Origin of the sequence: Bradyrhizobium sp. AS23.2, assembly GCF_001908185.1 — a bacterium.
Taxonomy (GTDB): domain Bacteria; phylum Pseudomonadota; class Alphaproteobacteria; order Rhizobiales; family Xanthobacteraceae; genus Bradyrhizobium.
In genome coordinates, this window is record NZ_LGHM01000061.1 from 61,382 (window position 1) to 85,180 (window position 23,799).

Sequence of the window (23,799 nt, forward strand, 5' to 3'; positions counted from 1 at the left end):
GATCACCGGATTGGTTGTTGGCGTCTCACGCAGATGGTGCTCGGCGCGGCCGCCGCAAGGGGGCCGGACGCGACGAGTCTACCCGCGTCCGGGCGAGCGCTGGCCGGTCTTGCGCTGCTGCTGGTTGGTATAGGCGTCCCAATGACTCCAGCTGCCATTGCTGAGGCTTTGCAGATCGGTGGCGAGCGGACGGCGCGTGCGCTTGTCGTAATCGGCGATCGCGCGCTCGGACTGCGCGATCTTGTGCTTGAGTTCCGCAATCGTCTTCTGGGTGTGGCCGTTCCGCTTCGACGAGGCAATCTCGCCCATCGTGAAGCGCGCGGTCTCGAGCGCCTTCAACTCGGCGCGGTTCTTCTTCAACTGGACCCGGTGCCAGGCGATGTTGCTGTCGCTGTCCGCAACCATGTGGGAACTCCGCTGATTCGTTTCCACATAGTATCAAGCGCCGAATCGGCGTCGCAACGCCCGCGCGGCGGCGAAAATGCGGTCTTATTACGCGAAAGTTCCTGACTTAGCGCTCGGCAAAGGCCTTTTCGACCACGAACTGGGCCGGCTCGCCGTGGTTACCCTCGACGAAGCCGCGCTCGCCCAGGAGCACGCGGGTGTCTGCCACCAGCGCCGGGCTGCCGCAAATCATGACGCGGTCGTGGGCTGCTTCCAGCGCCGGCAGGCCGATATCGGCAAACAGCTTCCCGGAGGTGATGAGGTCGGTGATGCGGCCGCGGTTGCGGAAGGGATCGCGGGTCACGGTCGGATAGTAGATAAGCTGGTCGCGGATGTACTCGCCGATCAGCTCGTCCTTCGGCAGCGTCTCGGTGATCATCTCACCATAGGCGAGCTCCTTGACGTGACGGCAGCCGTGCAGCAGCACGACCTTCTCGAACCGCTCGTAGGTTTCGGGGTCCTTGATCACGCTCAGGAACGGCGCGAGGCCCGTGCCGGTGCCGATCAGGTAAAGGTTGCGCCCCTCCGCCAGATTGTCGATCACCAGCGTGCCGGTGGCCTTGCGGCTGACGATGATCTCGTCGCCCTCCTTCAGGTGCTGCAGGCGCGAGGTCAACGGGCCGTCCGGCACCTTGATCGAGAAGAACTCGAGCGTGTCCTCGTAATTGGCGCTGGCGACGCTGTAGGCCCGCAGCAAGGGCTTCTCGCCGACCTTGAGCCCGATCATGGTGAATTCGCCGTTGCGGAAGCGGAAGGTCGGGCTGCGCGTGGTCTTGAAGGAGAACAGCGTGTCGGTCCAGTGGTGGACGCTCAAAACGCTTTCCTGATTGAAATTGCTCATCTCACCTTCCTTGTCGCGTCGTAGCGGTTCTGAGGCGGTCAGCTATGCGTCGTTTGTATACGATCATTCGTATACTAATGAATAATCCTGCTTGATCCCGCGGTCAAGGCTGCCCAAGATCGCGAGCGTTGCAGTTAGGAATAAGGAGCCCTTCCATGGCGCATGACGCACCCCAGGCCACCGGACCTTCGAAGCTCGTGATCCGCAATATCGGCCTGATCCTGTCCGGCGCCCTGGAAAAGCCGATCCTGGACGGCGACACCATCGTTGCAGAGAACGGCAAGATCACCGCGATCGGCCGCTTCAAGGACGTTAATACGGAAGGCGCGACCACCATCGTCGATGCCCACGGCACCACGGTGGCGCCGGGCCTGATCGACAGCCACGTCCACCCTGTCGCCGGCGACTGGACGCCGCGGCAGAACCAGATCAACTGGATCGACAGCTACCTCCATGGCGGCGTCACCACCATGATCTCCGCCGGCGAAGTGCACATGCCCGGTCGTCCCCGCGACGTCGTCGGCCTGAAGGCGATGGCGGTGTTCGCCCAGCGCGCGTTCTGGACTTTGCGTCCGGGCGGCGTGAAGGTTCACGCCGGCGCGCCGGTGATCGAATGCGAGATGGTCGAAGAGGACTTCAAGGAGATGGCCGCCAACGGCGTCAAGCTGCTCGGCGAAGTCGGCCTCGGCGGCGTCAAGGACGGTCCGACCGCGCGAAAGATGGTCGGCTGGGCCCGCAAATACGGGATCCAGAGCACGATCCACACCGGCGGCCCCTCGATCCCCGGCTCCGGCCTGATCGACAAGGACGTGGTGCTCGAGGCCGACACCGACGTGGTCGGCCACATCAATGGCGGACACACCGCGCTGCCCGACGACCAGATCCGCTGCATCTGCGAGGGCTGCAAGCGCGGACTCGAGCTCGTGCACAACGGCAATGAGCGCTCAGCCCTGTTCACGCTGCGAACCGCACGCGAGATGGGCGATCTGCACCGCGTCATCCTCGGCACCGACGCGCCCGCCGGCTCCGGCGTGCAACCGCTCGGCATTTTGCGCATGGTCTCGATGCTGTCCTCGCTCGGCGACCTGCCGGCCGAGATCGCGTTCTGCCTTGCCACCGGCAACACCGCCCGGATGCGGCAGCTCGACTGCGGCCTGATCGAGGTCGGCCGCTCCGCCGACTTCGTCATCATGGACCAGGCGCAGCACTCGCCCGGCAAGAACATCCTGGAGAGCGTCCAGCTCGGCGACCTCCCCGGCATCGGCATGACCATCATCGACGGCATCGTGCGCACCCAGCGAAGCCGCAACACCCCGCCGGCAGGCAAGGTGCCGGAGGTGGTGGGGAAGTGACGGCTCTTGCCGTCATTCCGGGGCGCGCGTGAGCGCGAACCTGGAATCTCGCGCAACAATCTCCGGATTCCGCGTTCACGCGCTACGCGCGCGCCCCGGAATGACGTTCATCTCAACTTGTTCAACAGAGCCATCAGCATCTCGCGCTCCTTGGCGTCGAGCGGCGCGAGTGTTTCGCGGGTGATCGCGAGCGCATTCGGCGCCAGTTTTTCCGCAAGCTGCTGACCGGCGCGCGTGAGGCTCACCAGCAGGCGCCGCCCGTCCTCTGGGTCCTGGCTCGTCTCGGTCAGGCCGCGCGCCGTGAGCCGGTCGATCACGCCCTTGATGGTGGCGACATCCATCGCCGTGAGCCGCCCGAGCTGGTTCTGCGAGCACGGCCCGGTCTCGGCGAGCTTTGACAGCGCCGCCCATTGGGTTGGCGTCAGGTTGATGCCGATATCGCGCGAGAAGATCGAACTGTGGCGCTGCCAGACCTGGCGCAGGATGAATCCGACCTGCTCGTCGAGCACGTAGGACGACTTGACCGGCTTGACGCCCTTCTTCACCGCGACAGTTCTCGCCATCAGCTCCCCGCCCCTCACAACGACAGATGCGCGTCGCGGATGTCCGGGCGCGCATCGAGCTCAGCCATCGTCCCGCCAAAACAGATGCGGCCGCGTTCGATGATGTAGGCGCGATCGGAGATCAGCCGCGCGAAGTGCAAATTCTGCTCGGACACGACGATGCTGACGCCCTCCTTTTTCATGGTCAGAATGGCATCGACCATCTGTTCCACGATCTTCGGCGACAGCCCCTCCGAGGGCTCGTCGAGCAGCACCAGTGACGGATTGCCCATCAGCGTGCGCGCGATCGTCAGCATCTGCTGCTCGCCGCCGCTCATCCGCCCGCCCGGACGGCTTTTCATCTCGCCCAGGTTCGGAAACAGCGCGAACAGTTTCTCGCGCGTCCAGTATGGCGCGTTCGGACGCTTCGGCTGGCGGCCGACTTCAAGATTCTCCTCAACGGTCAGGTCGGTGAAGATGCGCCGCTCCTCCGGCACATAGCCGAGCCCTTCCCGCACGATCTCGTGCGTCGGCCGCAGCGAGACGTCCTTGCCCTCGAACATGATCCGGCCCGAGCGCTGCGCGACGAGGCCGACGATCGAGCGGAACGTCGTCGATTTGCCAGCGCCGTTGCGCCCCAATAGCGCTACCACTTCGCCCTCGCCGACCTCGAAACCGATGTCGAACAGGATGTGCGCGGGGCCATAATGGCTGTTGAGTCCCTCGACCGTGAGCTTCATGCCGAGGTCCCCTCGCGATGGCGGGAATCGTAGACAAGGCCCTCGCCGAGATAGACCGCCTGCACCTGCGGATTGCCGCGGACCTCGGCCGGCGAGCCCTCGGCGATCAGCGTGCCGCGGTTGAGCACGATGATGCGGTCGGCGTGCTCGAACACGACGTCCATGTCGTGCTCGGTGAAGAGCACGCCGATCGACTTCTCCCGCGCAATCCTCGCGGTGAGCCGCATCAGATCGACGCGTTCGCGCGGTGCCATGCCGGCGGTCGGCTCGTCCATCAGCAGCAGCCTTGGCTCGTTGGCGAGCGCCACGGCGAGCTCGAGCCGCTTGAGGTCGCCATAGGCAAGCTCGCCGCAAGGGCGATCCGCGTAGCCGCCCATGCCGACGAGCTCGAGCAGCCGGCCCGCCTCGCCGCGATCGAAGTTCGGCGCCGAGCCCCAGAGATTGAACAGCTGCTTCTCATGGGAGATCAGCGCGACCTGCACGTTCTCGCGCACGGTCATCGTCGCGAACGTCGCGGTGATCTGGAAAGTGCGCCCGACCCCGAGCCGCCAGATCTCCCGCGGTTTCTTGCCGGTGGTCTCCTCGCCGAGCAGACGGACCTGGCCGGAGTCCGGCCGGTTCTGGCCGTTGAGCATGTCGAAGCACGTGCTCTTGCCGGCGCCGTTCGGGCCGATCAGCGCCAGGATCTCGCCGGCGCGCAGCGAGAACGAGACGCCACGCACGGCATGAATGCCGCCATAGGATTTGGTCAGGCCTTCAACCGCGAGAAGTGGGGGTGCGACGCTCATTCGGCGGACTCGATCGGCTTGGCAAGCAGGGAGGATCCCGGCGGCGATGCCTTCCTGCGGCGCTGCGCCAGCATCTCCAGCATGCCGACGATGCCCTTGGGAAGGACGACGACGATCAGCACGATGAAGCCGCCGAGCACGAGTTTCGACAGATCGGTCTGGCTGACCAGCCAGATGTTGAGCGCCTTGTAGACGATCGCGCCGATTACCCCGCCCGACACCGTCTCGACGCCGCCGAGCAGCACCATGACCAGCGCATCGACCGAGAGCGAGATGCCGAGATTGTCCGGGAAGACGCTGCCCTTGAGGTAGGCGAACAGCGCGCCGCCGATACCGGCCGTCGTCCCTGCGATCACGAAGGCGGTCCACTGGATGCGCTTGGCGTTGATGCCAACCGCCTCGCTGCGCAAAGCGGAGTCACGCGTCGCCCGGAGCGCGTAACCGAACGGCGAGAACACTGCGACCCGCAGCGCGATCGTCACCAGAGCCGCAACGCCAAGCGCCAGCCAATAGAAATGTGAGGGGCTCGCCGCCCATTTTTCCGGCCAGATGCCGAGGATGCCGTTGTCGCCGCCGGTCACGCTCACCCATTGGAACGCGATCGACCAGACGATCTGCGCAAAAGCGAGCGTCAGCATCGCGAAATAGACACCCGAGAGCTGCACGGCGAAGAAGCCGAACACCGCGGCGCCCATGCAGCCGAGCAGTGGTCCGAGCAGGAGGCAGACGATCATCGGCAGCCCAGCCATCTTGGCGAGGAAGGCGACGCCGTAGGCACCGAGACCGAAATACGCGGCATGGCCGAAAGACGCCAGCCCGCCGACCGACATCAGGAAGTGCAGGCTGACGGCGAAGATCACGAAAATCGCGATCTCCGAGCCGACGGTCAGCGCGTAATTCCCGGCAAACAGCGGCAGCATTGCCGCGACGACCAGCGCTGCGAGCGCGGCCAATCGCTCGTTCGATGTCAGTGGCCGCCAGGGATTGACGGTGAGACCGGGCGTCTTGCGCGCGGCCGCCTCCGGCTTGCCGAACAGGCCCCAGGGCCGGACGATCAGCACCACCGCCATCACCAGGAAGACCAGGATGATGGAGATTTTCGGAAAGATCAGGATGCCGAAGGCGTTGAGCTCGGACACCAGCACCGCCGCGACGAAGGCACCGACGATGCTGCCGAGGCCGCCGATCACAACCACGACGAAGACTTCGACGATGATGCGCAGATCCATGGCGTGATGCACGGCATCGCGCGGGATCTGGAGCGCCCCGCCGAGTGCGGCGAGGAAGACGCCGACGGCGAACACAGAAGTGAATAGCCATTTCTGATTGACACCAAGCGCCGCGACCATGTCGCGGTCCTGCGTCGCTGCGCGCACCAGGACGCCCCAGCGCGTGCGCTGGAACAGGAGCCAGAGAATGCCGAGCACGACCGGCCCGAGCACGATCAGGAACAGGTCATAGCTCGGAATGTTCTGACCGAAGAAATCGACCGCGCCCTTGAAGCCCGGCGCGCGGCGGCCGACGAGATCGTCGGGACCCCAGATCAGAACCACGAGATCCTCGACCATCAAGGTCAGGCCGAACGTGCCGAGCAGCTGGAACAGTTCGGGCGCGTGGTAGATGCGCCGGAGCAGCACCATCTCGACGATCACGCCGATCAGCGCCACGGCGATCGCCGCCATAACGACCCCGCCCCAGAAGCCGAACGCGCCGGAGAAACGCTCCGTCAGCGTGAAGGCGATATAGGCGCCGATCATGTAGAAGGCGCCATGCGCGAAGTTTACGATCCGCGTCACGCCGAAAATGATCGACAGGCCCGAGGCCACCAGGAACAGCGACGCTGCGCTGGCGAGACCTGTCAGAAACTGTACGACGTAAAAGGCCATCGGCGGTCCGGGTTGGAAGTGCGCGCCAGATCGTGCGGCACGTCGGGTCTCGGTTCACCTCGCCCCGCTTGCGGGGAGAGGTCGAATTGCGAAGCAATTCGGGTGAGGGGGAGTCTCCGCGAACTCGGTGGTCACCTCCCTCGCGGAGGCTCCCCCTCACCCCGACCCTCTCCCCGCAAGCGGGGCGAGGGAGAGGACAAGATCAGTCCCTCGGACGCAGCTTCTCGACTTCGGCGTCGCTTGGCAGATAGTCCGAGCCCTTCTTGTAGGCGGAGTCCACCATCACGCCCTTGCCGTCCTTCTGCGCGGTCTTGCCAAGATAGGCGCCGAGCGTCGACTGATGGTCGATCTTGCGGAAGGTGATCTCGCCGAACGGCGATGGCATCGAGAGACCTTCGGCCGCCGCGATCATCTTGTCCGTATCGGTCGAGCCGGCCTTGGCGATGATCGCCGCTGCGGCCTTGATGGTCTGGTAGCCGACGATCGAGCCGAGGCGCGGATAGTCGTTGTACTTGGCCTGATAGGCCTTCAGGAACGCGTCATGCTCGGGCGTCTTGATCGAGTACCAGGGGTAACCGGTGACGATCCAGCCCTCGGGCGTCTCGTCCTTGAGCGGATCGAGATATTCGGGCTCGCCGGTCAGGAACGACACGACCTCGCGCCCCTTGAAAAGGCCCCGGGTGTTGCCTTCGCGCACGAGCTTGACCAGATCCGGACCGAAGGTGACGTTGAGGATCGCTTCGGGATTGGCCGCGGCCACCGCCTGCACCACCGGACCCGCGTCGATCTTGCCCTGCGGCGGCCACTGCTCGTCGACCCACTGGATGTCGGGGCGCTTCTCCGACATCAGCTTCTTGAACACCCCCACCGCAGACTGGCCGTATTCATAGTTCGGCGCGATCGTCGCCCAGCGTTTTGCGGGCAGCTTGGCGGCAGCTTCCACCAGCATCGCGGCCTGCATGTAGTTGGAGGGCCTCAGGCGGAAGGTGTACTTGTTGCCCTTCGACCAGGTCACCGCGTCCGTCAGCGGCTCGGCCGCGAGGAAAAACACCTTCTTCTGGTTCGCGAAATCGCTGACAGCGAGGCCGATGTTCGACAGGAACGTGCCCGTCAGCATCGCAACGCCCTCGCTCGAAACTAGCTCGTTGGCCGCGGTCTGCGCATCCGCCGGCTTGCCGCCGTCGTCCTTGGAGATGACGACGAGCTTCTTGCCGTTGATGCCGCCGGCCGCATTGATCTCTTCGACCGCGAGCTGCCAGCCCTTGCGATAGGGCTCGGTGAAGGACGGCAGCAGCGAGTAGCTGTTGATCTCGCCGATCTTGATATCCTGCGCCAGGGCCGAATGGGCCATGCCGCCAGCCAGAAGCGCAAAGGCCGCGCCGACAAAATAGTTTCTTGCTCGCATCCCAACCTCCAGTTTTGACTCTCTACGTCTCAAGCACGATCTTGATCGGAGAACTTGTGCCCATTCTCCAGATCATGCCTCATCTCAAGCCATCTTCGCCCTTGATCTCCGCAACCGTCAGCCCGCCGACCCGCGGCAACGGACGGCCGCTGTCGGTGACGGCGACCGCGACCATGATCTCGTTGGCGCGCGGCGCATCATTGATCTGCACTTCCATGCCGTCGAAATGACTGCGCACGAAGGCCGCGTCCTTGTGGCCGAGGGGAATGTCGAGCGTCGTGCCGGGACCGCTGCGCTTCTTCGACGACGGAATCAGCGCCGCGCCCTTGCCCAGCACCTTGCGCACCGGCGCGCCCATCTTGGGATGAAGGATGGCGGCGGCATGTTCGAGCTCGCCGTTCTCGCCGACAGCCGCGGCCTTGCCGTAGCTCTGGGCCTTCGCGCCATCGATGCCGAGCGCCGCAACCGCGCGTTTCGACAGGAGGTCGCCGAGCTCCTCACCGATTGCGATCAGCGGCGAAAGGTCTTCGACATATTTTCCGGCAAACGGATTTTCGATGACAGCGATCGCAGCCGCGCGCCGGGTCGGCGGGGACACCTGCCGGCCCATCTCCATCTGCGTCTCTTCGACGACGGTGACGATCTTGCGGATGATCGCGCTCATGATTGTTTCCTCGGCTCGCTTCGCTGTTCAGGCATGAACCGCGTTCTCCAGCACAGGCGGGCGCGATCGTTGCCGTTCAATATCTTTTGTTCCGATGACAAGCATATCACCACAAAGCTGCAACACGGCACCCTCGATCAGTCCACGATCGAATAATTGCCGTGCACATTTCGCGCCAGCTTCCAGCGCCGCCGCGATCTCGTTCTGCGACAATTCACCGACCTTCCGGGTGACGAGGCGCGCGCCGAGATCGCTATCAGGCTGAAGCTCATTCGCAGGGCGCCGGATGATGGCGGAATGTCCCGGCAGATCCACGGCATTGGCGATGATGGTGGCCGCCGCATCGGCCTGCGACGCAGTTGCGGCCAGCACCGTCACCGCATCGGCAATCCCCAGGGAAAAGCTGCGGCCGTGCCGACCGCTGGTCGCGATGCCGCGCGCAGGGTCATCCGCATCGATCTTCATCGTCCGCATCACGCCGGCGCGATCGGGCCGGTCCATCAGCCCAATTGAAAAATGCTCACCTCGGCCAAGATGAAGGGCGATGTCGCCGCCATTATTGACGTAAGCCTGATCAAGCGACGCTGCGCCGAGCATCGCGCCGAGAATCTCCTCCGCCACACTGCCGGCAACGGCGGCCATCGGCGTGATGAAGCAGTTGGCGGCATAGGGCGCGACCGCGGCGTACATGCGGCGCGCGACAACGCCGTTCAGCGTGCACGTGGCGGGGGCCGCCGCCTTGCGCAGTTCGGGCAGTTCCGCACAGAGCTCGTCGAGCAGCCCGGTGAAGCGACGCGCTGCCGCCTCATAGGCCGCGCGTACGCCGTCCGCGCGCCCCCTCGCCTCCACGATCAGATCAATCGGTCCATCCTGCAAATGCAGCCGCCGGCCATCAGACAGCAATGCGATTTGCGGGAGCCTTGTCATGCCCGGGGTCCCGGAATCGGGTTCTGCCAGGGCAGCTGGCGGACATCATCGCCGCCCTTCACCTCGGAGAGCGGCTTCACATAATCCATGTGCCCGCCGAGCGCGGCATAGTCGGACAGCTTCATCGTGAATTCGATCGGCGCGACCAGCGCCGGCGTCGGCACATAGCCGAACGCGCCGGCGGGCATCTGCGTCACATCGACCATGTAGGTGATGCCGCCGCCCGGCCAGACATAAACAGGCGCACCGCCGCTGGTGACGCGCGTCAGCGCGTCTTTCACCGAGCGCGTCAGCCGCACCGGATTGTCGGTGACGCCCGCACGCAGCGACCCGCCGGCACCGGCCATGAACAGCACCGTGCACAGCGCCGGCTCGCAATTCTCCTGGATGCGTTCGACCGAGAACTTCAGGTCATCAGGCATCTCGGTCTCGACCGGCTTCAAGGCCTCGTCGAGCACATAGTATGACGAATGCTCGCCGGTCGTGGAGACCATCAGCATCGAGAGGCCGGCCCTGGCTTCCTTTGCGTCGAACGGACCGAGGATCGAGAGCGGATCGGAGATGTTGGTGCCGCCCCAACCCGTGCCGGGATCGGCGACCTGGAAATAACGGCCGGGCGTCGACCGCCGGCCCTTCATCTTGATGCCGGTGTCGGCGATGTCGAGCAGCTTGCCGGCCTGGTGCTCGCTCAGCACGCCGGTGATGTGGTCGTCGACCACCACGACCTCGTCGACCTTGCCGTGCCACTGCTTGGCAAACATGCCGATCGTCGCCGAGCCGCAGCCGACACGCATGCGCTCTTCCCTGACACCGTTGACGATCGGCGGCTGCCCGGCCTGCACCACCACGCTCGCGCCGCCGTCGATGGTCAGCTCCACCGCTTTGCAGTTGGCGAGATCCATCAGCGTGTCGCAGGTGGCGCGGCCCTCCTTCTTGGAGCCGCCGGTGAGATGATGCACGCCGCCGAGCGACAGCATCTGCGAGCCGTATTCGCTGGTCGTGACATGGCCGACCGGTTCGCCCTGCGCGCGAACGGTCGCGGTCTCAGGCCCGAGATAGCGGTCGGTGTCGATCTTCACCTTGATTCCGCAATAGGAGAAGATGCCCTCGGTGACCACAGTCACCATGTCGACCCCGTCGACCTCCGCGGAGACGATGAACGGCGCCGGCTTGTAGTCGGGATAGGTCGTGCCCGCGCCGATCGCGGTCACGAAGGTCGATGGCTCGTGGACGATCTTGCCGTCCCAATCTTCGGTGCGGCTGAACGGGACGAGCTTGCCGCCATGGGAGACCGTGCGCTCCAGGATCACATGCGGATCGACGCGAACGAGCTTGCCTTCATGATTGGCATAGCGATCGCAGGCACCCGCCGCGCCCGGCTTGATGTAGCACATCACCGGACAGGCATCGCAGCGGATCTTGTCGGTGGCGGCGCTCGTTGTTTCCATCACCATGTCAAAGCCAGCGGACTTGCATTTATCATTCGTATACGAACGATGGTGCGCGCGCTCCCGATGGCTGTCAAGCCGCAGTGCGGCGCAAAAGATGCGGCTGCCGCATAAAAACTCATTTGCCTATCCGCTCTGTCCACAAACAAGGCAGTCGCGCTGCAGTGCGGCATGCACGGCTTGCACGTTTGTGTACAAACGGTATCGTCGCGACGTAGATTCAGCAGCACTTCGCCGCGGGCTTGGGAACGAGAATGACGCAGACACCGATCCGCCTCACCGTGAACGGCAGGATCCATGAGGTCACTGCGGCGCGAGAAACGCCGCTGCTCTACGTGCTGCGCAACGACCTCGTGCTCAACGGCCCGAAATATGGTTGCGGCCTCGGCGAATGCGGCACCTGCACTGTCCTGATCGACGGCGCGGCGGCGCGCTCCTGCGTCATTCCGATCAGCGGCTGCGCCGGCCGCGACATCGTGACGCTCGAAGGGCTCGGCACGCGCGACAAGCCGGATGTGGTGCAGCAGGCCTTCATTGACGAGCAGGCCGCGCAATGCGGCTACTGCCTCAACGGCATGATCATGACCACCAAGGCGCTGCTCGCGATCAACCCGCGACCGACCGAGCAGGAGGCGCTGGCGGCGCTGCGCTACAATCTCTGCCGCTGCGGCACGCATGTCGAAATCCTGCGCGCAGTGATGCGCGCGACGGGCCAGCTCACCGAGGCCACGGATTGATGGCCTTCCCTGTCTCGAACGGAGCTGAGCGGCAATCCGGTTCACTCGTTGTCGTCCGTACAGTGGACGAATGCACATCCGAGACCTTCCTGCGGATCACCGCCGATGGATCGGTCAGCGCCTATAACGGCCATGTCGATCTCGGCACCGGCATCCGCACGGCCCTCGGCCAGATCGTCGCCGAGGAGCTCGACGTATCCTTTGCCCGCGTCGTCGTGGTGCTCGGCGACACCGCTGTCGTGCCGAACCAGGGCCCGACGATCGCCAGCGAAACCATCCAGATCACCGCAGTGCCCCTGCGCAAGGCCGCTGGGCAAGCGCGGCACTTTTTGATCGCGCGCGCGGCCGAGCGGCTGGAGCTGCCGGTCGCCGACTTGCGGATCGAGGACGGCCTTGTTCGTGGACACGACAATCGCAGCGTCAGCTATGGCGAGCTGATCGGCGGCGAGACGATCCGCCTCGAGCTTGCTGACGACGTCGCCGTGAAGCCTGTCGGCGATTACGCCATCGTCGGCCAGTCGATGCCCCGCGTCGATCTGCCGGCAAAGGCCACCGGCGAGCTGACCTTCGTGCACGACATCCGCCTGCCCGGCATGCTGCACGGCCGCGTGGTGCGTCCGCCCTACGCCGGTGTCGATGCCGGTCCGTTCGTCGGCACCAGCCTGATTGCGGTCGACGAGGCCTCGGTGCGCGACATTCCCGGCCTCGTGGCCGTCGTGCGCATCGGTGACTTCGTCGGCGTCGTCGCCGAGCGCGAGGAGAACGCGATCCGCGCGGCGGAGCAGCTCGCGGTGCGCTGGAAGCCGACGCCGGCACTGACCGATCTCGCCGATGTCGAGACCGCGCTGCGCGCCAATCCGTCGACGCCGCGCACGTTGATCGACAAGGGCGACGTCGACGCCGCGATCGCGGCCGCAACCAAGCCGATGCAGCGCACCTATGTCTGGCCGTATCAGATGCACGCCTCGATCGGCCCGTCCTGTGCCGTCGCTGACTTTCAGGACGGCAACATCCGCGTCTGGTCGGGCACGCAGAACCCGCACGTGCTGCGCGGCGATCTTGCCCTGCTGATCGAGCGGGCGGAGAGCGAGATCGAGGTCATCAGGCTGGAGGCTGCCGGCTGCTACGGCCGCAACTGCGCCGATGACGTCACCGCCGATGCGCTGCTGCTGTCCCGCGCGGTGGGCCGGCCCGTGCGCGTGCAGCTCACGCGCGAGCAGGAGCACGCCTGGGAGCCCAAGGGCACCGCGCAGCTGATCGACGTCAATGGCGGATTGGACGCAGACGGCGGCGTCGCTGCTTACGATCTCGCCACGCGCTATCCGTCGAATGCGGCACCGACGCTCGCGCTTCTGCTGACCGGGCGGATTTCGCCGGAACCTGCCGTGCTCCAGATGGGCGACCGAACCGCAATCCCGCCCTACGATTACGACCACATGCGCGTCGTCGCGCACGACATGCCGCCGATCGTGCGTGCGTCCTGGTTTCGCGGTGTCTCGGCGCTGCCGAACACCTTTGCGCATGAATCCTATATCGACGAAGCCGCGACCGAGGCTGGCGTCGATCCGATCGAATATCGCCTGCGCTATCTGAGGGATCAGCGCGCCGTCGATCTCGTCAATGCGGTTGCCGAGCGCGCGGGCTGGACGCCGCGACCGGTACGGCAAGAGAAGGACGGTGAGGTCGTGCACGGGCGCGGCTTTGCCTACGCACTCTATGTCCACAGCAAGTTTCCGGGCTATGGCGCGGCGTGGTCAGCCTGGGTCGCCGACGTTGCCGTGAACAAGACGACCGGCGACGTCAGCGTGACGCGCGTGGTCGCGGGGCAGGACTCCGGCCTGATGATCAATCCGGACGGCGTGCGCCACCAGATCCAGGGTAACGTCATCCAGTCCACCAGCCGCGCGCTGATGGAGGAGGTCTCGTTCGAGCGCGGCGCGGTGGCGGCGCGCGAATGGGGCGCCTATCCGATCATTCCCTTCCCCGATGTGCCTGAGATCGACGTGTTGATGCTGCCGCGGCCGGACCAGCCGCCGCTTGGCGTCGGCGAGTCCGCGTCGGTGCCGAGCGCGGCAGCGATCGCCAATGCGATCTTCGACGCCACGGGCGTGCGCTTTCGCGAGCCGCCCTTTACGCCCGAGCGTATCCTCAAGGGGTTACACGGCGATGCATCCGCCACGCCGCAGGCCCTGCCCGCTCCTGCAGCGTCGCCGCCGTCTCGCATCTGGCAGAATCCGTTCGCCAGACGCGCCGGCATCTTCGCCACGATTGCGGCCGTCTGCACCGCCGCGATCGGCATCGGCTCAGCACTGCTGCCGGGGCGCGCGATTGCGCCGATCGCACGGCCTGATGCATCGGTCTATTCCGCGGCGACGATCGCGCGCGGCCAGCAGCTCGCCGCGCTCGGCAATTGTGCGGAGTGCCACACCACGCTTCGAGGCGTGCTCAACGCCGGCGGCCGCGCATTGGAGACGCAGTTCGGCACGATCTACAGCACCAACATCACGCCCGACGTCGAGACCGGCATCGGCGCGTGGTCCTATCCCGCCTTCGAGCGCGCGATGCGGGACGGGCTTCATCGCGACGGACGGCAGCTCTATCCCGCCTTCCCCTACACGCATTTCTCGAAGACTGATGATGCCGACATGCAGGCGCTCTACGCCTATCTGATGGCGCAGCCCGCGGTCCGCGCGACCGCGCCGGCAAACACGCTCGCCTTCCCGTTCAATCTCCGCCCGCTGCTCGCGGGCTGGAATGCGCTGTTCCATCAGACGCGCGAGTTCAAGCCCGATCCCGCAAAGTCGGAGCTGTGGAATCGCGGCGCCTATCTCGTCGAGGGTCTCGGCCACTGCAGCGCCTGCCATTCGCCGCGCAACGCGCTTGGCGCCGAGCAGCGCGAGGCCTATCTCGCCGGCGGCTTTGTCGAGGGTTGGGAGGCGCCGCCGCTGACTTCGCTCTCGCGCGCGCCGATCCCGTGGAGCGAGGACGAGCTCTACGCCTATTTGCGCACCGGCCATTCGCGCTACCACGGCGTGGCGGCCGGCCCGATGGCGCCGATCGTCAGGGATCTCGCCGCCGTGCCCGATCAGGACATTCGTGCGATGGCCGCCTATCTCAACTCGTTCAACGACACGACGGCCGATGCACCTGCGCCGGATGCTCTCGCCGCGAAGCTCGAGAGCGCGACGCAGGTCACCGTCGCCTCTTCCACCGGCGCGCGGCTTTATCTCGGCGCCTGCGCCGCCTGCCACGAGGTCGGCGGCCTGCCGCTGTTCGGCAGCCGCCCCTCGCTCGCGCTCAACAGCAACCTGCACAGTGCAACATCGGACAATCTCGTGCAGGTCATCCTGCACGGCATCGCTGATCCCGTCTCGAGCAATCTCGGCTACATGCCCGCCTTCAAGGCGAGCATGAACGACGCGCAGGTCGAGGAGCTCGTCACCTTCCTGCGCAGGCAATTCGCGCCGGACAAGCCCGCATGGACCGGCCTGCGCGAGACGATCGCGCGTGTCCGGGCCTCAGAACATTAGTGCCATACCTCAGACGGTTCATCCCGTCATTCCGGGGCCCGAGCGTAGCGAGGGAGCCCGGAATCCATAATCACCAGCCGGAGTTATGGCTTCTCAGATGCGCAATTGCGCATCATAGCTCGCCGCTTCGCGTCGCTCCGGAATGACACTGCGTGAATGAAACGTCAGAGATACAACACTAGCCGTGCTTCTTCCCCTCGACCGGCGGCGTGCCGTGGGTGTGGAACGACTCGATCGTCTTCAGGCCCCAGGCCTGGCCCTTCTTGCGCTCCTCCTCAGTCCACACGATGGGCTTCCAGTCCGGCGCCAGGATGAGGCGCGCACCGGCATTGGCGACCTCGACGCGGTTGCCACCGGGCTCGTAGACATAAAGGAAGAAGGTCTGCTGGATCGCGTGCTTGTGCGGGCCGGTCTCGATGTGAACGCCATTCTCCAGGAAAATGTCGGCGGCGCGAAGAATCTCCTCGCGGCTGTCGAGCGCGTAGGTAACGTGATGGAAGCGGCCGGGCACACCGGAATGGTCGAGCGAATACGCGAAGTCGTAGCTCTTGTTCGACATCGTCAGCCACATCGCCGCTTCCCGGCCGTCGTTGAGCACGATCTGCTCGGTGAGGCGGCAGCCGAGATAGTTCTCGAAGAACTCTCGATTGGCCTTGATGTCGACGGCGAGGCAGTTGAGATGGTCGAGACGGCGAACGTTGACGCCACGTGCGGGAAAGCGCTGCGCCTGGTTCTTCAGCGCAGGCTTCAGCTCCGGCGGAGCCTGATACCATTCAGTCTCGTAATAAAGCTCGACGATGTGGCCGTCGGGATCGCGGCAGCGGAAGGTCGGTCCCTGCCCCATGTCGCCGTCGATCCAGCCGATGTCGAAGCCGGAGCCCTTGAGCGCGGCGACACGGCGCTCCAGCGCTTGCTGGCTCCGCGCGCGCAGCGCCATATGCTCCATGCCTGATGTCTTCGACGCCGTGAGCTTGAGTGAATAGCGCTCGTAATCGTCCCAGCCGCGCAAATAGACCGACTCGCCCTTCTGCCCGCTCACGGTCATGCCCATGACGTCGACGAAGAATTTCAGGCTCTCGTCGGGCTTCGGCGTCAGCAGTTCCATGTGGCCGAGATGGGCGAGATCGAGGATCGGTTCGGGCTGCATGGTTTCCTCCAAGGCGTGGCTGCGATCCTTGTCACGGGATCGCGCAGCCGGGCGCGGGGCGCAATGTCAATGGGCGCGCCCGGGTGGCGCTGCTGCTGCGGGCTCATTTGTACTAATGTACAAATGATTAGGTCCCGTCAACAAACCAAAGCCTGCCCCCGTCCGCAACGAATGCCGCCCCGCCTCCCACGACGGCCATCCCCGAACGGCGGACTGACTGCCCGAATGGTAAAATGTTCCTTAATTGCGTTTGAGCCCCGAGGCCTGGAGAATCAGCATTTTCAGCCTCTTCTGTCCGCAAACATGCATTGGGTACAAATCTCATGACCGAATTGTTGCGGATTTAACAAAGCGCCCGCGCCTGCCGTTTAACCGTTTGTCCAGCGACGGCCGCGCATAGTTCCGGGAAACATTTTGGCTTCTCGGGTTCATCCATCGTGACATCCTTTGGACGCGTGATTTCGGTTCGCGGATCGCTCGCGCGGGTCGGTCTTCTGGCGGAAAGCCAGATGCCGATCTCGGAAGTGAGGGCGACCGTCGGCCGCTTTGTCAGCATCCGCTGCAACAGTTCGGTCATCGTCGCGATGATCACCGAGGTCTCCTGCGAGAACCTGTCGAACAACGACAGCTATATTGCGATCGCGTCGGTTGACCTGCTCGGCGAGATCCTCAACGCCAGCGACAAGCCGAAATTCCAGCGCGGCGTCACCAACTATCCGACCATCGGCGATGCGGTCGACCTGATCACGAGCCAAGAGCTGCGCACGATCTACGCGCCGACCGGATCGGACCAGATCAACGTCGGCTTTCTGCAGCAGGACCGCTCTGTCATCGCTTATGTCGACGTCGAGGAAATGCTGTCCAAGCATTTCGCCGTCCTGGGATCGACCGGCGTCGGCAAATCGACCGGCGTGTCGCTGCTGCTCAACGAAATCCTGAAGTCGCGCCCCAACCTGCGTATCTTCCTGCTCGACGTGCACAACGAATATGGCCGCTGCTTCGGCGACCGTGCGCTGGTGCTCAACCCGCGAAACCTGAAGCTGCCGTTCTGGCTGTTCAACTTCGAGGAAATCGTCGACGTGCTGTTCGCCGGACGCCCCGGCGTGCCGGAGGAGCTCGACATTCTTGCCGAAGTCATTCCGATCGCCAAAGGCGTCTACACCCAGTACCAGAACGCCGACCGCATCGGCCTGAAGCGCATCGACCCCAAGCAGGTCGGCTACACCGTCGATACGCCGGTGCCTTATCGGCTCGTCGACCTGATCTCGCTGATCGACGAGCGGATGGGCAAGCTGGAAAACCGCTCCTCGCGCATCATCTATCACAAGCTGATCTCGCGCATCGAAGCCGTGCGCAACGACCCGCGCTACACCTTCATGTTCGACAACGCCAATGTCGGCGGCGACACCATGGCCGAGGTCATCAGCCATCTGTTTCGCCTGCCCGCCAACGGCAAGCCGATGACGGTGATGCAGCTCGCCGGCTTCCCGGTGGAAGTCATCGATTCCGTCGTTTCGGTCCTGTGCCGCATGGCCTTCGACTTCGGCCTGTGGAGCGACGGCGTCTCGCCGCTGCTGTTCGTCTGCGAAGAGGCGCATCGTTACGCCTCCGCCGACCGCAATGTCGGCTTCGGCCCGACCCGCAAGGCGGTGTCGCGCATCGCCAAGGAAGGCCGCAAATACGGCGTCTATCTCGGCCTCATCACCCAGCGTCCGGCCGAGCTCGACGCCACCATCATCTCCCAGTGCAACACGCTGTTCACGATGCGTCTTGCCAACGACCGCGACCAGGCGCTGCTGCGTGCCGCGGTGTCGGATGCGGCCGCGAACCTGTTGTCCTTCGTGCCTTCGCTCGGCACCCGCGAAGTGCTGGCGTTCGGCGAAGGCGTTGCGCTGCCGACCCGGCTGCGCTTCAAGGAGGTGCCCCCGCATCAACTGCCGCGCGGCGAGGCCACCATCAGCAGCGTACCGTCGGTCACCTCCGGTCACGACATGCATTTCGTCAGCGCCGTGCTCGAGCGCTGGCGCGGCGCCACCTCGCAGCGCGACGTGCCGAACGACCCGGTGTTCTCGGCACCGTCCGCCAAGACGCACTCCAGCGTCGAGGCCCCCATGCTGCAACCGTCGATGGGGCTGGACCCCGATCGCTTCTCGCTCCTGAAGAAGCCGCTGCGGTAGGAGCAACTCTCGTGTCCCGGACGCGCCGCAACGCGCAAGCGTTGCTGCGCAGAGCCGGGACCCAGGCCGCACCAACTCCACTCTCGGAAACATGGGCCCCGGCTCTGCACCGCACCGCCGAAGAGGCGCTGCGCTGCGTCCGGGGCACGAGAATGAACTCTGTGGCACGCGCGTTCTCCAATCTCGTCATTGCGAGCGCAGCGAAGCAATCCAGCCCCAGAATTATCGTGGCACGTTGAGGCGGCCACCCTCATCGACTATGTTTGCCGCCCCCGATCTGGAATCCATACCCATGACAAAGCCCACGCAACGCTTCCCCGCTCCCGCCCTCGACACCCTGCCCGACGACATCCGCACGCGGCTCCTCGCCGTGCAGGAGAAAAGCGGTTTCGTGCCGAACGTGTTCCTGACCCTGGCCTACCGGCCCGACGAGTTCCGCGCGTTCTTCGCCTATCACGACGCGCTGATGGAGAAGGACGGCGGCCTCACCAAGGCCGAGCGCGAGATGATCGTGGTGGCGACCTCGGCGGCCAACCAGTGCCAGTATTGCGTGATCGCGCATGGAGCGATCCTTCGCATTCGCGCCAAGAACCCGCTGATCGCCGACCAGGTCGCGGTGAACTACCGCAAGGCCGACATCACGCCGCGGCAGAAGGCGATGCTCGATTTCGCGATGAAGGTCTCGGCCGATGCGCAGCGCGTCTCCGAGGAGGATTTCGCCGCGCTTGGGCCCCACGGTTTCAGCGACGACGACATCTGGGACATCGCCGCGATCTCCGCCTTCTTCGCACTGTCCAACCGGCTCGCCAATTTCACCGGCATGCGGCCGAACGAAGAGTTCTACCTGATGGGACGCCTGCCCAAGAAATAAGTTGGAAACGCGATGACCGAGCTGGACTGGCCCGAAATACTGCTGCGTCTTGGCGTTGCGACGCTCGCCGCCGGGGCGATCGGGCTGGACCGGGACCTGCACGGCAAGCCGATCGGGCTGAAGACGCTCGGCATCGTCGGTCTCTCGACCGCGACCGTCGTGCTGCTCGCCGTGCAGTTCGCCGAGCCCGGCAAGATCACCGACGCGACCAGCCGCGTCGTCCAGGGCATCCTCACCGGCATCGGCTTTCTCGGCGCCGGCGTCATCGTACGCGAAGGCCATCGCTTCCGCGTCCACGGATTGACCAGCGCAGCCTGCGCCTTCCTCGCAGCCTGCCTCGGCATCGCCTGCGGTGTGGGCGAATGGAAGATTGTCCTGGTCGCGCTGGTGATTGCGATCGCGCTGCTCTCGGTTGGCAGGCGCGTCGAGCGCTGGCTGCACCAGATGCTTGGCGGCAAGACAGAGCCGCACGAGGAGGAGACGCACGAACGCTAGAGCGTTTTCGAGCGAAGTGGAGACCGGTTCGCGTGAAGAAAACGCGTCAAAACGAGAGGCTAGTGCCCCATTCCGATTCCATCTGCTCTAGGACACAAGCAGCGAACGGCTGACGAGCCGATGCTCGCCCCATCTACGCCCGTTCGACCTCAAGCGTGATCGATATCTTCATGCAGGGCGTGCCACCCTCGCGGACGTCCACGACGACATGATGTGCGCTGCCCGCCACGAAGGCGTCGCGGGCGATGGATGCTCCGGTGAGTACCGCTTCCTTGCGGGCGCCTTCTGCATTCACGAACTCCTGCCCGTTCTCGTCCGGAATGAAGCGGCCGTTCTCGTGGACGTCGAAATGGAATCGCGGCATCGGGCGGCTCAAAGGATTGGCGACTGGTGCAAGTAACGGTCGTCGAAATCGGCCAGTTCCAAAAATTTCCGTTCGTCGAGCACGGTGGCACGGCCGCGTTGGAGCTCGACAACCCCTTCCTGACGCAACTGCTTGATCACGCGGTTGGCATGCACGGCGGTAATGCCCAGGGCCTCGCCGATCTGCTCCTGGGTTAGCGGCATCTCGAAGCTGCTGCCGTCAACGCGCCCGATGATCCTGAGACGTTCGCGCAATTCGATCATGACGTGGGCGAGCCGCGAGGGCGCAGGGCGCTGTCCGACATTGACGATCCATTCGCGGAACATCGCAGCGTCGATCAGCGTGTCCCGCCAAAACATCTCGGCGACGTTGGGCCTGCGGCGGTGCAGCTTCTGCAGCGTGTCGTGACTGATGAAGCCCAATGTTGATGGCGCCAGCGTTATCAGATCATGGTCCATTACATGCAAGAACAGGCTCATCAAATCAGGGATTTCGCCGGGAATGTGGATGGAAAGGATCTGTCGCTTGCCGCTCGCGATCGTCTTGGAGCGCACGCAGAAGCCATCCGCGATCAGGCAGCAATTGGTCGCCCGCTCGCCGTCCCGCACAACAGGCGTCTCGGCGGGGAATTGCCGCACGGAGATCGGAAGGGACTCGATTTCCTTGACGTCGTCCTCCGAGATACCGGAGGAGACGTGCAGACGCCTGACAAGCGCCGCGCGGATCGCATCGCTGGGCACTCGAATAGCTCCGCTTGTTCATGGAATTACGTGTTCATGGAACTTCATGGGCGCCGCAGCGCCATCGCGATGAAAACCCGCGATCCGCTTGCAAGGTTCCAACAAAAGTTAAGGACGCGGCTTGCTCGCGCGTGGTTGTCTTTGCGCCTGAAAGGACAAATCATGACCAAGAAGCGCAACCGTTCGCGACCGGCACTGACACTCCAGGAGCGGCTGAACAAGTTCACTCAGGACGCCCGCGCCGCAGCCAAGAACCTGCCGGCCGGCGCCGAGCGTCGCGCGCTGTTGCAGAAGGTGCGCGACGGCGAAACCGCTGTCCAGATGGAGCGCCTTCTGTCCTCACCCGGCCCGCAAAGTCCGAAGTGATCGCGCCCAATAAGCGACCAGGTCAAGCGCGCTCAGGGTTCGCAGTCCCCGCGCCAGTCAGCTGCAAGATGCAACAAGCCCGGAGCGCTAGCTACAGGCTCGCCAATGCAACCGCTTCCTCCTCCCGGAGCATAAGCAAGTGCAGCCGGCATCCGCTCCGGCCGTACACCGCGGCGTTAATTGCGGCTGCGAAGCACTGTGTCGCTAGCGCTTTTCCATCAACTCGAGCGCCGGCGCAAAGCGCTCGGCAAACGTCAATGTCTTGGCCTGGTGAGCAAACGAGGCCGACACCAAAGTGTAAATCCCTGCTGAGGCGACCGCGAGCAAGGCCGCGGCGAAGACCAGACGACGCATTCCTGCCTCCTGTTTGGACTTGATTGTCCGCGAAGATGGAACGGCTTTGTTTCAGGACCTTTTCGTGCGGGCGGAAAATGGTTTCGCTCAAGACACTGTGATGAGGGTTCGTGAGGCCGCATACCGCAATGAGGTTGGCGTACCTTCGCAGACTCGCTCATCCGTTCAGATGCCCGCAGCCTGGGCTCGTACAATTGAGCGACAGCGCGAGACTCCTATGCTCGCAGACTAGTCCAAAGCGACGCATGAGCAGCGCGAACTTCACGCTCGAAAAGCGCGACTAACAATAGTCACCGTTGTTTTGCAGCGGCGCGAGCCGAACTGGGAATTTTGCGCCCGGCATCACGATCGTGAATCGCAAGACTGCCGCGACAAGAAGCCTTGCTGGAATGATGAGTCTTCGAGGAACGCTCAAATGAACGTCGCCATTCAGAAGCTCAATGGTCTATGGCACCTCGTTGTCGGGTCGTGTCAGATCCGAACTCCGTTCCTGGAAACCCAGGACCGCGAGCTGGTCGTGACTTACGCCCGGCGCGTCTACCCTGGCGCCAAGATCTTCCTGCGCGAGTGACGTGAGCATCGCGGCTCAATCATCATCCGCCGGCCCGCACCAGCCGGGCAGATAGATCGCATCCTTGCTCTTGGCCGCGGACAAGGCCTTCTCGACCGCCCTGTCGAAATTGGCGTCCACCGCCTTCCGCGACAGTTTTCGGCGCAGAAAGTCGGCCCACAGGAATTCCGAGAACGGCGTCGTGTCCTTGGCAAAACCGCCCATCCGGCGGAGCTCGCCGGCAAGGCTCCGGAAGGGATCGTCCTTGAGATCGGCAACCGATTTCGGCAAATCGCGGAACGGCCGCCGCTCGCCCTTGGCGTCGTAGGGATAGACCCAGCGCTTGTTGTCCATCACGCCCCAGAACGCTTCGCGCTCGACCATCCTGAGGTCGCCGACGACGGTCACCAGCACCTCCTTGATGCCCTCGTCATGCAGCGCGCGGCCAAGATGATGATGGTCGATCACGTAGTAGCGCTCGTCGGGTCCGTACACGACGGGGATCATGTGGGTGCCGAGCAGATCGGACTGCTTCTTCGTGTCGCGCTCGCGCCAGCGCTTGCGCTTCTCCTTGACCTCACGGATGCCGACCGTCATCTGCGTCGGCCGAAGCGACAGGATCGACACCGGATGCACTCTGGGTTCGCGCGCGTGGGTGGTCATCATGATCGAGGGCCTCTCAATAGTTGGAACTTGTGGTCTGAGTTCCCTAGATTATGCCATGGGCCTTGACGCTGCAAAATGCGCTCGGCCCAGACACGGATCACGAGCCGATGTTCACGGGACAGGGCGAGGCAAGGTCCACGGCTCTTGCTGCAATGCAACCCGGCGTTTCCTGACACCGGCCTGACCGCCAATTCCGCGATCGCTCGCAAGGTTCTTGAACGGGCGTGCGAAAGCGCAATGCGCGGGCGCGCTGAGAAGATTTTCTGCAACGCCTTCATCGCGTGTGCTATCTAAAAAGTGCGCTTCGGAGTGATCCCCGCACCATGAAAACCCAGCGGCCCATAAGCTCGGATGACGAGCACCGGGTGCTCCAGTTCAGGCCGCGCACCTCGTCCTCCCCGGCGGTTCACCGGGGTAGCGGCACCGTGCAGCCGCTCCGCGTCGCGCCCGAGCCGCTCGACCTGTCGCGCTACGAGCAGCCCCGCCCCGAGCCCGATGACTTCCGCCACCGCATGCTCGCCAATGTCGCCGCGCTTGCCTTCACCATCGCGCTGACCGCGATCGGGATCTGGCTCGCCGTGAGCATCGCCGACCTGCGCCGGACCCAGGATTGCGTGCTGATGGGCCGCCGCGACTGCGTCAAGATCACGACACCGCATATCTAGGCCTGGCCCCGCCGCCGGTCCCCAGGTGGAACGGACTCTGGCGGGCATCCCCAGCCGGGTGTCTCCTCGCCTGCCCGGCTCCATTGAACTCAGGGCGGCG

24 protein-coding genes are annotated in these 23,799 nt (G+C 64.5%); 9 read left to right on the top strand and 15 right to left on the bottom strand.

Annotated features, from left to right (window positions below):
• Positions 1-78 precede the first annotated feature (78 nt).
• Together AC630_RS14785 and AC630_RS14790 are read right to left on the bottom strand one after the other, a co-directional pair.
• Positions 79-405: a hypothetical protein gene (locus AC630_RS14785; protein WP_074119243.1), complete on the bottom strand. Its 327-nt coding sequence runs from the start codon at positions 403-405 to the stop codon at positions 79-81.
• Between the two features lie 106 nt (positions 406-511).
• Positions 512-1,285, bottom strand: coding sequence for a ferredoxin--NADP reductase (locus AC630_RS14790; protein WP_074119244.1), 774 nt, complete (start codon positions 1,283-1,285; stop codon positions 512-514).
• 155 nt (positions 1,286-1,440) lie between these two features.
• Here AC630_RS14790 and AC630_RS14795 point away from each other — a divergent pair, with 155 nt between their 5' ends.
• Complete coding sequence (locus AC630_RS14795) at positions 1,441-2,637, top strand: amidohydrolase family protein (protein WP_074119245.1); 1,197 nt, start codon at positions 1,441-1,443, stop codon at positions 2,635-2,637.
• Positions 2,638-2,744: 107 nt separating this feature from the next.
• On the opposite strand, the gene AC630_RS14800 is transcribed toward AC630_RS14795, so the two are convergent.
• The 8 genes from AC630_RS14800 to AC630_RS14835 form a co-directional block, all read right to left on the bottom strand.
• On the bottom strand, positions 2,745-3,200 hold the full coding sequence (locus AC630_RS14800; RefSeq protein WP_074119246.1) for a MarR family winged helix-turn-helix transcriptional regulator: 456 nt from the start codon (positions 3,198-3,200) through the stop codon (positions 2,745-2,747).
• 14 nt (positions 3,201-3,214) lie between these two features.
• Positions 3,215-3,919, bottom strand: coding sequence for an ABC transporter ATP-binding protein (locus AC630_RS14805; protein ID WP_074119247.1), 705 nt, complete (start codon positions 3,917-3,919; stop codon positions 3,215-3,217).
• Positions 3,916-4,707 (bottom strand): ABC transporter ATP-binding protein, encoded by a 792-nt coding sequence (locus AC630_RS14810; protein ID WP_074119248.1) that lies wholly within the window; start codon positions 4,705-4,707, stop codon positions 3,916-3,918. The genes AC630_RS14805 and AC630_RS14810 overlap by 4 nt, the downstream gene beginning before the upstream one ends.
• Positions 4,704-6,593, bottom strand: coding sequence for an ABC transporter permease (locus AC630_RS14815; RefSeq protein ID WP_074119249.1), 1,890 nt, complete (start codon positions 6,591-6,593; stop codon positions 4,704-4,706). The genes AC630_RS14810 and AC630_RS14815 overlap by 4 nt, the downstream gene beginning before the upstream one ends.
• Positions 6,594-6,795: 202 nt before the next feature.
• Positions 6,796-7,998 (bottom strand): ABC transporter substrate-binding protein, encoded by a 1,203-nt coding sequence (locus AC630_RS14820; RefSeq protein WP_074119250.1) that lies wholly within the window; start codon positions 7,996-7,998, stop codon positions 6,796-6,798.
• A 79-nt stretch (positions 7,999-8,077) separates the two neighbouring features.
• A complete protein-coding gene (locus tag AC630_RS14825) occupies positions 8,078-8,662 on the bottom strand; it encodes an amino acid synthesis family protein (protein WP_074119251.1) in 585 nt (194 codons plus the stop codon).
• Between the two features lie 27 nt (positions 8,663-8,689).
• On the bottom strand, positions 8,690-9,589 hold the full coding sequence (locus AC630_RS14830) for a UPF0280 family protein (RefSeq protein ID WP_074119252.1): 900 nt from the start codon (positions 9,587-9,589) through the stop codon (positions 8,690-8,692).
• Positions 9,586-11,043, bottom strand: coding sequence for a 6-hydroxynicotinate reductase (locus AC630_RS14835; RefSeq protein ID WP_074119253.1), 1,458 nt, complete (start codon positions 11,041-11,043; stop codon positions 9,586-9,588). Before AC630_RS14835 ends, AC630_RS14830 begins: the two co-directional genes overlap by 4 nt.
• 248 nt (positions 11,044-11,291) lie before the next feature.
• Here AC630_RS14835 and AC630_RS14840 point away from each other — a divergent pair, with 248 nt between their 5' ends.
• Both AC630_RS14840 and AC630_RS14845 read left to right on the top strand, forming a co-directional pair.
• Positions 11,292-11,774 carry a (2Fe-2S)-binding protein gene (locus AC630_RS14840; RefSeq protein WP_074119254.1) on the top strand — a complete coding sequence of 161 codons (483 nt, stop codon included), beginning with the start codon at positions 11,292-11,294 and terminating at the stop codon, positions 11,772-11,774.
• Positions 11,774-15,304, top strand: coding sequence for a molybdopterin cofactor-binding domain-containing protein (locus tag AC630_RS14845; RefSeq protein WP_074119255.1), 3,531 nt, complete (start codon positions 11,774-11,776; stop codon positions 15,302-15,304). The genes AC630_RS14840 and AC630_RS14845 overlap by 1 nt, the downstream gene beginning before the upstream one ends.
• A gap of 178 nt (positions 15,305-15,482) precedes the next feature.
• Here the strand turns inward: AC630_RS14845 and AC630_RS14850 are convergent, their stop codons facing one another.
• Complete coding sequence (locus AC630_RS14850) at positions 15,483-16,451, bottom strand: catechol 2,3-dioxygenase (RefSeq protein WP_074119256.1); 969 nt, start codon at positions 16,449-16,451, stop codon at positions 15,483-15,485.
• A gap of 437 nt (positions 16,452-16,888) precedes the next feature.
• Here AC630_RS14850 and AC630_RS14855 point away from each other — a divergent pair, with 437 nt between their 5' ends.
• The 3 genes from AC630_RS14855 (at position 16,889) to AC630_RS14865 (ending at position 19,994) form a co-directional block, all read left to right on the top strand.
• Positions 16,889-18,628: an ATP-binding protein gene (locus AC630_RS14855; protein WP_143198052.1), complete on the top strand. Its 1,740-nt coding sequence runs from the start codon at positions 16,889-16,891 to the stop codon at positions 18,626-18,628.
• A 292-nt stretch (positions 18,629-18,920) separates the two neighbouring features.
• Complete coding sequence (locus AC630_RS14860) at positions 18,921-19,499, top strand: peroxidase-related enzyme (RefSeq protein ID WP_074119257.1); 579 nt, start codon at positions 18,921-18,923, stop codon at positions 19,497-19,499.
• Between the two features lie 12 nt (positions 19,500-19,511).
• The gene (locus AC630_RS14865; protein ID WP_074119258.1) at positions 19,512-19,994 is read left to right on the top strand and encodes an MgtC/SapB family protein; all 483 of its coding nucleotides are present in this window, start codon (positions 19,512-19,514) and stop codon (positions 19,992-19,994) included.
• A gap of 133 nt (positions 19,995-20,127) precedes the next feature.
• On the opposite strand, the gene AC630_RS14870 is transcribed toward AC630_RS14865, so the two are convergent.
• Positions 20,128-20,358 (bottom strand): DUF6894 family protein, encoded by a 231-nt coding sequence (locus AC630_RS14870; RefSeq protein ID WP_074119272.1) that lies wholly within the window; start codon positions 20,356-20,358, stop codon positions 20,128-20,130.
• Between the two features lie 8 nt (positions 20,359-20,366).
• Positions 20,367-21,098 (bottom strand): Crp/Fnr family transcriptional regulator, encoded by a 732-nt coding sequence (locus tag AC630_RS14875; RefSeq protein ID WP_074119259.1) that lies wholly within the window; start codon positions 21,096-21,098, stop codon positions 20,367-20,369.
• Between AC630_RS14875 and AC630_RS46965 the strand changes: the two genes are divergently transcribed.
• Positions 21,054-21,464 (top strand): hypothetical protein, encoded by a 411-nt coding sequence (locus AC630_RS46965; RefSeq protein ID WP_245330392.1) that lies wholly within the window; start codon positions 21,054-21,056, stop codon positions 21,462-21,464. The genes AC630_RS14875 and AC630_RS46965 overlap by 45 nt on opposite strands.
• 204 nt (positions 21,465-21,668) lie before the next feature.
• On the opposite strand, the gene AC630_RS45420 is transcribed toward AC630_RS46965, so the two are convergent.
• A complete protein-coding gene (locus AC630_RS45420; protein WP_167561208.1) occupies positions 21,669-21,818 on the bottom strand; it encodes a hypothetical protein in 150 nt (49 codons plus the stop codon).
• Between the two features lie 415 nt (positions 21,819-22,233).
• Between AC630_RS45420 and AC630_RS45425 the strand changes: the two genes are divergently transcribed.
• Entirely contained in the window at positions 22,234-22,389 is a 156-nt protein-coding gene (locus AC630_RS45425) for a hypothetical protein (protein ID WP_167561209.1), read from the top strand.
• A gap of 15 nt (positions 22,390-22,404) precedes the next feature.
• Here the strand turns inward: AC630_RS45425 and AC630_RS14885 are convergent, their stop codons facing one another.
• On the bottom strand, positions 22,405-23,034 hold the full coding sequence (locus AC630_RS14885) for a ParB-like protein (RefSeq protein ID WP_074119261.1): 630 nt from the start codon (positions 23,032-23,034) through the stop codon (positions 22,405-22,407).
• Between the two features lie 323 nt (positions 23,035-23,357).
• Between AC630_RS14885 and AC630_RS14890 the strand changes: the two genes are divergently transcribed.
• A complete protein-coding gene (locus AC630_RS14890) occupies positions 23,358-23,699 on the top strand; it encodes a hypothetical protein (protein WP_074119262.1) in 342 nt (113 codons plus the stop codon).
• Positions 23,700-23,799 lie beyond the last annotated feature (100 nt).

Excerpts from the sequence above, each read along its gene's own strand:
- AC630_RS14785 (WP_074119243.1), bottom strand. The coding sequence starts at position 405 with ATGGTTGCGGACAGCGACAGCAACATCGCCTGGCACCGGGTCCAGTTG.
- AC630_RS14790 (WP_074119244.1), bottom strand. The coding sequence starts at position 1,285 with ATGAGCAATTTCAATCAGGAAAGCGTTTTGAGCGTCCACCACTGGACC.
- AC630_RS14795 (WP_074119245.1), top strand. The coding sequence starts at position 1,441 with ATGGCGCATGACGCACCCCAGGCCACCGGACCTTCGAAGCTCGTGATC.
- AC630_RS14800 (WP_074119246.1), bottom strand. The coding sequence starts at position 3,200 with ATGGCGAGAACTGTCGCGGTGAAGAAGGGCGTCAAGCCGGTCAAGTCG.
- AC630_RS14805 (WP_074119247.1), bottom strand. The coding sequence starts at position 3,919 with ATGAAGCTCACGGTCGAGGGACTCAACAGCCATTATGGCCCCGCGCAC.
- AC630_RS14810 (WP_074119248.1), bottom strand. The coding sequence starts at position 4,707 with ATGAGCGTCGCACCCCCACTTCTCGCGGTTGAAGGCCTGACCAAATCC.
- AC630_RS14815 (WP_074119249.1), bottom strand. The coding sequence starts at position 6,593 with ATGGCCTTTTACGTCGTACAGTTTCTGACAGGTCTCGCCAGCGCAGCG.
- AC630_RS14820 (WP_074119250.1), bottom strand. The coding sequence starts at position 7,998 with ATGCGAGCAAGAAACTATTTTGTCGGCGCGGCCTTTGCGCTTCTGGCT.
- AC630_RS14825 (WP_074119251.1), bottom strand. The coding sequence starts at position 8,662 with ATGAGCGCGATCATCCGCAAGATCGTCACCGTCGTCGAAGAGACGCAG.
- AC630_RS14830 (WP_074119252.1), bottom strand. The coding sequence starts at position 9,589 with ATGACAAGGCTCCCGCAAATCGCATTGCTGTCTGATGGCCGGCGGCTG.
- AC630_RS14835 (WP_074119253.1), bottom strand. The coding sequence starts at position 11,043 with ATGGTGATGGAAACAACGAGCGCCGCCACCGACAAGATCCGCTGCGAT.
- AC630_RS14840 (WP_074119254.1), top strand. The coding sequence starts at position 11,292 with ATGACGCAGACACCGATCCGCCTCACCGTGAACGGCAGGATCCATGAG.
- AC630_RS14845 (WP_074119255.1), top strand. The coding sequence starts at position 11,774 with ATGGCCTTCCCTGTCTCGAACGGAGCTGAGCGGCAATCCGGTTCACTC.
- AC630_RS14850 (WP_074119256.1), bottom strand. The coding sequence starts at position 16,451 with ATGCAGCCCGAACCGATCCTCGATCTCGCCCATCTCGGCCACATGGAA.
- AC630_RS14860 (WP_074119257.1), top strand. The coding sequence starts at position 18,921 with ATGACAAAGCCCACGCAACGCTTCCCCGCTCCCGCCCTCGACACCCTG.
- AC630_RS14865 (WP_074119258.1), top strand. The coding sequence starts at position 19,512 with ATGACCGAGCTGGACTGGCCCGAAATACTGCTGCGTCTTGGCGTTGCG.
- AC630_RS14870 (WP_074119272.1), bottom strand. The coding sequence starts at position 20,358 with ATGCCGCGATTCCATTTCGACGTCCACGAGAACGGCCGCTTCATTCCG.
- AC630_RS45420 (WP_167561208.1), bottom strand. The coding sequence starts at position 21,818 with ATGCGTCGTCTGGTCTTCGCCGCGGCCTTGCTCGCGGTCGCCTCAGCA.
- AC630_RS45425 (WP_167561209.1), top strand. The coding sequence starts at position 22,234 with ATGAACGTCGCCATTCAGAAGCTCAATGGTCTATGGCACCTCGTTGTC.
- AC630_RS14885 (WP_074119261.1), bottom strand. The coding sequence starts at position 23,034 with ATGATGACCACCCACGCGCGCGAACCCAGAGTGCATCCGGTGTCGATC.
- AC630_RS14890 (WP_074119262.1), top strand. The coding sequence starts at position 23,358 with ATGAAAACCCAGCGGCCCATAAGCTCGGATGACGAGCACCGGGTGCTC.